The following is a 5544-nucleotide window of genomic DNA, read 5'->3' as shown; positions in this document are numbered from 1 at the left end:
AGCACCCGCGCGAGCCGCAGCGCCTCGCTGCTGAGATCGGTGCGCATCCACCGCTCGCCGCCGGACGCGGCATAGCCCTCGTTGAAGATCAGGTACAGCACGCTCAGCACGGCCGAGAGCCGCGCGGGATAGTCGTGCGGGGCCGGCACCTCGAACGGCACGGCCGCCGCGGCGAGGGTCTTCTTGGCGCGCACGATGCGCTGCTGCACAGTGGCGACGGGTACGAGGAAGGCCCGCGCGATCTGCTCGGACGAGAGGCCCCCTACGACGCGCAGCGTCAGCGCGATGCTGCCCTCACGCGAGAGCACGGGGTGGCACGCGACGAAGATCAGCCGCAGGACGTCGTCCTCGATCGCGTCGGGATCCCAGTCGGGTTCCGTCGACTCGCCGAGCTCGCGCGCGAGCTGCGCGTAGCGGTCGTCCTGCGTCGCCTGGCGACGCCAGCCGTCGATCGCGCGCCGCTTGCCGACGGCGACGAGCCAGGCGCCCGGATTGGCGGGCACGCCCGAGGCCGGCCACGAGGCGAGAGCTTCGGCGAGAGCCTCCTGCGCGACATCCTCCGCGAGTGCGAAGTCGCCCGTCACCCGGGTGAGGGTCGCCACGATGCGCGCCGCCTCGATGCGCCACACGGCCTCGACCGCGCGCCGTGCCGACGCGGCGGTCGAGGCCGCAGACGCGGTCATCTCAGCCCTGCTCGGCCTTGCGCGCGAGCTCCTCGCGCCAGTCGTCTTCCTTCTGGATCCACTCGTTGTCGGCGGGGAAGTCCTCCGGCCCGGTCACGCGGCGGATCTCGAGCTTGTTCCCGGGGCCGAGCGGCGCGCGCCTGGCCCACTCGGCGGCCTCCTCGATCGTCGGCACCTCGATGATCCAGAAGCCGTTGAACAGCTCCTTGGTCTCGCCGTAGGGGCCGTCCGTGACGACCGGCGGGGTCTGATCGAAGTCCACGACGACGCCCGCCTCGGGGGCGAGGCCTTCGCCGCCGACCATGACGCCGGCCTTCATCATCGACTCGTTGTAAGCGCCCATCTGGGCGATGATCTCCTCGAACGGGATGTCGGAGACCGCGGCGACCGCCTGCTCGGTCGCTCGCATGATCAGCATGTACTTGGCCATTTCGTACTCCTTCGTCGGGGGCCGCGTCTCGACCCTTTCACCCAGGCGTCGAACGGCGCGAGCGCGGATCGACACCTGCGTGAAAGATCTTTCAGTTCAGTTCAGCGTGGGGGTGTCGTGCGGGATCACCCCGTCGCCGTAGAGGTCGCTTGCGAGGTCGCGGAGCGCGCGCAGTGCGACGCGCTGCGGGAGCGGACCGTACGAGATCCGCGCGACGCCGAGCGCTTCGTACTCCGCGGCCGACAGCGCCCCGGGGAAGCCGATGACGCTGACCTTGCGGTCGCCGATGCCCGCGACCAGGCGCTGGGTCAGCTCGCGGTCGAGCAGCCCGGGGACGAAGACCAGCGCGGCGCCGGCGTCGAGGAACGCCCGTCCCCGGGCGACCGCGTCGTCGACCACCTCGTCGATCGGCCGCTCTCCGCCGCGCAGGAACGCGTCGGTGCGGGCGTTGAGCTGGAAGGCCACGCCCTCGGCCTCCGCGGCGCGCGCGATCGCCTCGACGCGCGCGACCGCCTCCGGAAGCGGTGCCAGCCGATCCTCGACGTTCGCCCCCACGGCCCCCACGCCGATCGCGCGGCGGATCGTCTCACCCGGGTCCGCGAAGCCGTCGTCCAGATCCGCGGTCACCGGCAGGTCCGTCGCCTGCACGATCTCCGCGACCGCGGCCAGCGCGCTCTCGAGCGGGATCTCGCCGTCCGCGTAGCCGTGGCTGGCGGCGATCGAGTGACCGGCCGTGGCGATCGCCGTGGTGCCGGGCAGGTCGCTCACGACCCTGGCGGAGACGGCATCCCACACGTTCACGACGCGCAGGATCTCGGGCGCCTCGTGCAGCGCCTTCAGGGTGAGTGCTTTCTCGGGGGTTGTGGTCATGAGGACGACGCTACTGCCCGCGGAGCGGCCCTCGCCGGGAGGGGAACCCCTCGTGAACCCCCGGGGATGGGCGTACCGTCCGGGCATGGGAATCCTCATCTACGACAGCGTCGAGCCCCCGATCGAGATCGAGGATCGAGCGCTGTCCCATCTGAAGATGGTCGTGCTCGCGAAGCTGCGCCGCGGCGAGAGCTTCGCCGTGTCATGGAAGCACCCGCCCGGTACGCCCGGCGGCCGCTCCACGATCTGGCTGAATCCGGCGATCCCGCTGCGCTTCGTGTTCGACGAAGCCGAGGCGCCCGAGCTGAACCAGAAGTGGCTCGCCGCGATGTCGGAGTCGGCGAATGCGCTCGGAGGCATCACGCTGTCGCCGGAAGACGGCGACCGCTGACGTGGGCCCAGTGGGGCTCGAACCCACGACCCGCGGATTAAAAGTCCGATGCTCTGCCAACTGAGCTATAGGCCCGCGTCTACTTTACGGGCCCGCAGCGGAACCCCGAGCCGCGTCACCGCTCGTACTCCCGAAGCTCACCCTGAGCAAGGCCGGGACGCCCCGCGCGAGCCCGGGTTTAGCCTGGATCGATGACCGACGACTTCCACAAGCCCGTACGGCGTCCGTCGGAGACCTTCGACCGACTGTTCGCGGCGGAGGATCCTGCCGAGGTGTCGCGCGCCGCGCACTCCACGGCCGCCGCGCTGCTGTCCCGCGTCCGTGAGGAGCGGGACCCGGGAGCGGTAGACCGCCTGGTCGCCTTCACCTCGCGGCACGGGATCGATGACATCGCGGAGCTGTGGTCGCGCTCGCCCGCCAAGACCCTGCCCGGCTCGCTGTGGCGGCTGTACCTCGTGCAGCTGTCGATCCACGACGACCCCGCGACCGCGGCCCTGCTGTACGACCGGGGCCGCGTCGAGCTGCGCTCATCCGACACCGTCGTGGCCGGCGCGCCGGTGCCCGCCGGGCCGGCGGAGCTCGTGGAGCTGATCGACACCATCCTGCGCGGCGCGTTCCAGGGCGACTTCGCCGTGGCGCTCGACCGGGCCGGGGCCTTCTGCCGCGTGCAGGCGTCAGGCGCCACGCACCTCGCCGACGACTACGAGCCGACGGAGCCCGAGCGCGCGAGCGAGCTCACGACGCGCGCCCTGCGCCTGTCGACGTTCGCGACCGACCTGACGGCATCCGCCGCGCTCTGGCGCCGCGACGCGCTCACCTGACGCCCGGATCGGCGGAGCGGCGGATCCGCACAGATCGCCGGTGCCGAGGGACGACCTGAGTATTCCGGGAATGCCTCGCGGCACCGCTTGGTTACACTGGAACAGCCGGGCCGCAGCAAACCCCGGGCTCCAACATTCGCCGCTTTGAGCGGCCTCGCGCCGAGAGGCGTTTCTGCGGCTCGGTTTCACTTCTTCGCCGATCGCACGTTCGCGCGGGGCACGGACGCCCCGGGGATCGCGCGGCATCTAGGCTCGGTGCCATGACCTGGCGCTTCGCCCTGCTCGTCGCCCCCGTGGCGGCCGACGACCCTCGCACGGACTTCTCCGACACGCTCGCCGTGATCGATCCGGACGCCCCCGCGCTCAGCGTGGGAGAGCTCAGCACGCAACGCGGCGATGGGATCTTCGAGACCATCGGCGTGATCGACGGGCATGCCCAGGAGGTGCAGGCGCACCTCGAGCGCCTCGCGCATTCCGCGCGGCTGTGCGACCTTGCCGCGCCGCACCTCGTGCAGTGGCGTGCCGCCGTCGAGCGCGCCGCGGCCGAGTGCCCGGCGGGGGAGAGCGCGATCAAGCTCATCCTGAGCCGTGGCGTCGAGCGCGCCGCCACGGGGCTCGAGGGCCCCACGGCGTGGGTCACGGCATCGCCCGTCCCGGATCACACCCGCAGCCGCACCGAGGGCATCCGCGTCACCACGCTCGACCGCGGCCTGGACAGCGGCGCCGCCACGCGCGCGCCGTGGCTTCTGCTGGGGGCCAAGACGCTCTCGTACGCGGTCAACATGGCGGCGCTGCGCGAGGCGCACCGGCGCGGGGCGGATGACGCGATCTTCCTCACGAGCGACGGCTACGTGCTCGAGGCGCCCACCGCGTCGGTGGTGCTGCGGCGCGGCGACACGTTCGTCACTCCCGAGCCGACGGGCGGCATCCTGCAGGGCACCACGCAGCTCAGCGTGTTCGACTGGCTCGAGGAGCAGGGCCACTCGACCGGCTACGAGCACGTGCCGGCCGCCTCGCTTGCGGACGCCGACGCCATGTGGCTCGTCTCGAGCGTGCGCCTCGCCGCCCCCGTGACGCATCTCGACGGTGCGGAGCTCCCCGTCGATCGAGAGCTCACGTCGGCGATGAACGCCTACCTGCTCAGCCCACGCGACTGACGCGCCCGCCGTCGAGCGCCACGGCGAGCGGCGGCACGTCGACGCCCAGCGCTCGCGCGGGCGTCACGGCCGTGAGCTCGGCGATCGTCGCCGGATCCGCGCCCCGCGCGAGCAGCCGCTCGACCGCGTCCGACACCGAGGACGTGCTGCCCGCGATCGCGGTGGCGCCCGCCAGCCTCGCCACGCCGTCGCGCACGACGACATCCGATCCCGCGAGCGTGTACGACCCGTCGCCGAGCCCGGCCGCCGCCATCGCGTCGGAGACCAGGATGGCCCGTCCCGTGCAGGCCCGCAGGGCGAGGTCGAGCGCCCGATCGTCGAGGTGGGCGCCGTCGCCGATCAGCTCCACCGTGATCCGCTCGTCCGTCAGCCCGACGCCCACCGGTCCCGGGGAGCGGTGGTGCAGGGGCGGCATGCCGTTGAACAGGTGGGTCATGACGGACGCGCCGAGGTCAGCGGCCCGTGCGACCGTGGCGGCGTCGGCCTCGGTGTGCCCGATCGCGACCCGCACACCCGCGTCGACGAGCAGCGGGATGACGTCGAGCGCGCCCGGCAGCTCGGGGGCCAGCGTGATCATGCGGATCGCGCCGTCGCCGGCCTGAAGCAGCGCCTCGACATCGCCGCGCGACGGCGACCGCAGCAGATCGGGGTTGTGCGCGCCGCGGCGGCCCGCGCACAGGAACGGCCCCTCGAGGTGCAGCCCCGCGAGCACCCCGGCCCGCACGAGCGGGCTGAGCTCGGTCAGGCGGGTGCGCATGGCGTCGAGCGCGCCCGTCGCGAGCGACGCGATCAGCGCGGTCGACCCGCGTCCGGCGTGCCACGCGATCGCGTCGTGAGGATCCGTGCCGACCGTCCCGAAGTCCACGCCCCGCGCGCCGTGCAGGTGCGCGTCGATGAACCCGGGCAGGAGCGCGTCGATCTCCCGGTCGGGTGTGCGCGGCGCCGCGCCCGTGCCCCGCTGGGTGACCTGCCCCCGGGAGACGACCGCCCAGCCGGGCCCGTCCGATCCGGACCCGTCGATCACGCGGCGGGCGGCGACGAGCAGGGCGGTCATGCGGTCATCCTCTCAGAAGCGGGCGCCGCGGCCGGCGACCGGGCCGTTGACCGATGACGCGACCGCCGCGGGGGTAACGCCGAACGGCCTCGCCCGAGGGCGAGGCCGTTCGGCGAGGCGGACGGCTCAGCCGAAGCG

7 protein-coding genes and 1 tRNA gene are annotated in these 5544 nt (G+C 72.9%); 3 read left to right on the top strand and 5 right to left on the bottom strand.

Features of this window, described 5'->3' with window-relative positions:
* From RIF89_RS10365 to RIF89_RS10355, 3 genes are all read right to left on the bottom strand, one after another.
* The coding region (locus tag RIF89_RS10365) for a DUF6596 domain-containing protein (protein ID WP_309069034.1) at positions 1-683 on the bottom strand (683 nt) is incomplete at its 3' end.
* A 1-nt stretch (position 684) separates the two neighbouring features.
* Complete coding sequence (locus RIF89_RS10360) at positions 685-1113, bottom strand: YciI family protein (RefSeq protein WP_309069033.1); 429 nt, start codon at positions 1111-1113, stop codon at positions 685-687.
* Between the two features lie 96 nt (positions 1114-1209).
* A complete protein-coding gene (locus RIF89_RS10355; protein WP_309069032.1) occupies positions 1210-1983 on the bottom strand; it encodes an isocitrate lyase/phosphoenolpyruvate mutase family protein in 774 nt (257 codons plus the stop codon).
* Between the two features lie 85 nt (positions 1984-2068).
* On the opposite strand from RIF89_RS10355, the gene RIF89_RS10350 reads away from it, so the two are divergent.
* Positions 2069-2374, top strand: coding sequence for a hypothetical protein (locus RIF89_RS10350; protein WP_309069031.1), 306 nt, complete (start codon positions 2069-2071; stop codon positions 2372-2374).
* 2 nt (positions 2375-2376) lie between these two features.
* Here the strand turns inward: RIF89_RS10350 and RIF89_RS10345 are convergent.
* Positions 2377-2449, bottom strand: a tRNA-Lys gene (locus RIF89_RS10345).
* Positions 2450-2565: 116 nt separating this feature from the next.
* On the opposite strand from RIF89_RS10345, the gene RIF89_RS10340 reads away from it, so the two are divergent.
* Both RIF89_RS10340 and RIF89_RS10335 read left to right on the top strand, forming a co-directional pair.
* Positions 2566-3195 carry a DNA-directed RNA polymerase subunit beta gene (locus tag RIF89_RS10340; protein WP_309069030.1) on the top strand — a complete coding sequence of 210 codons (630 nt, stop codon included), beginning with the start codon at positions 2566-2568 and terminating at the stop codon, positions 3193-3195.
* A gap of 260 nt (positions 3196-3455) precedes the next feature.
* Positions 3456-4352, top strand: a complete 897-nt coding sequence (locus RIF89_RS10335; protein ID WP_309069029.1) for an aminodeoxychorismate lyase — start codon at positions 3456-3458, stop codon at positions 4350-4352.
* Here the strand turns inward: RIF89_RS10335 and RIF89_RS10330 are convergent.
* On the bottom strand, positions 4336-5406 hold the full coding sequence (locus RIF89_RS10330; RefSeq protein WP_309069028.1) for an amidohydrolase family protein: 1071 nt from the start codon (positions 5404-5406) through the stop codon (positions 4336-4338). The two genes, RIF89_RS10335 and RIF89_RS10330, sit on opposite strands and share 17 nt — an antisense overlap.
* Positions 5407-5544: the final 138 nt, after the last annotated feature.

Source organism: Microbacterium sp., assembly GCF_031178525.1.
GTDB lineage: Bacteria > Actinomycetota > Actinomycetes > Actinomycetales > Microbacteriaceae > Microbacterium.
Note: the sequence above shows the minus strand (reverse complement) of the source record. Positions and strands in the feature narration are given on the sequence as shown.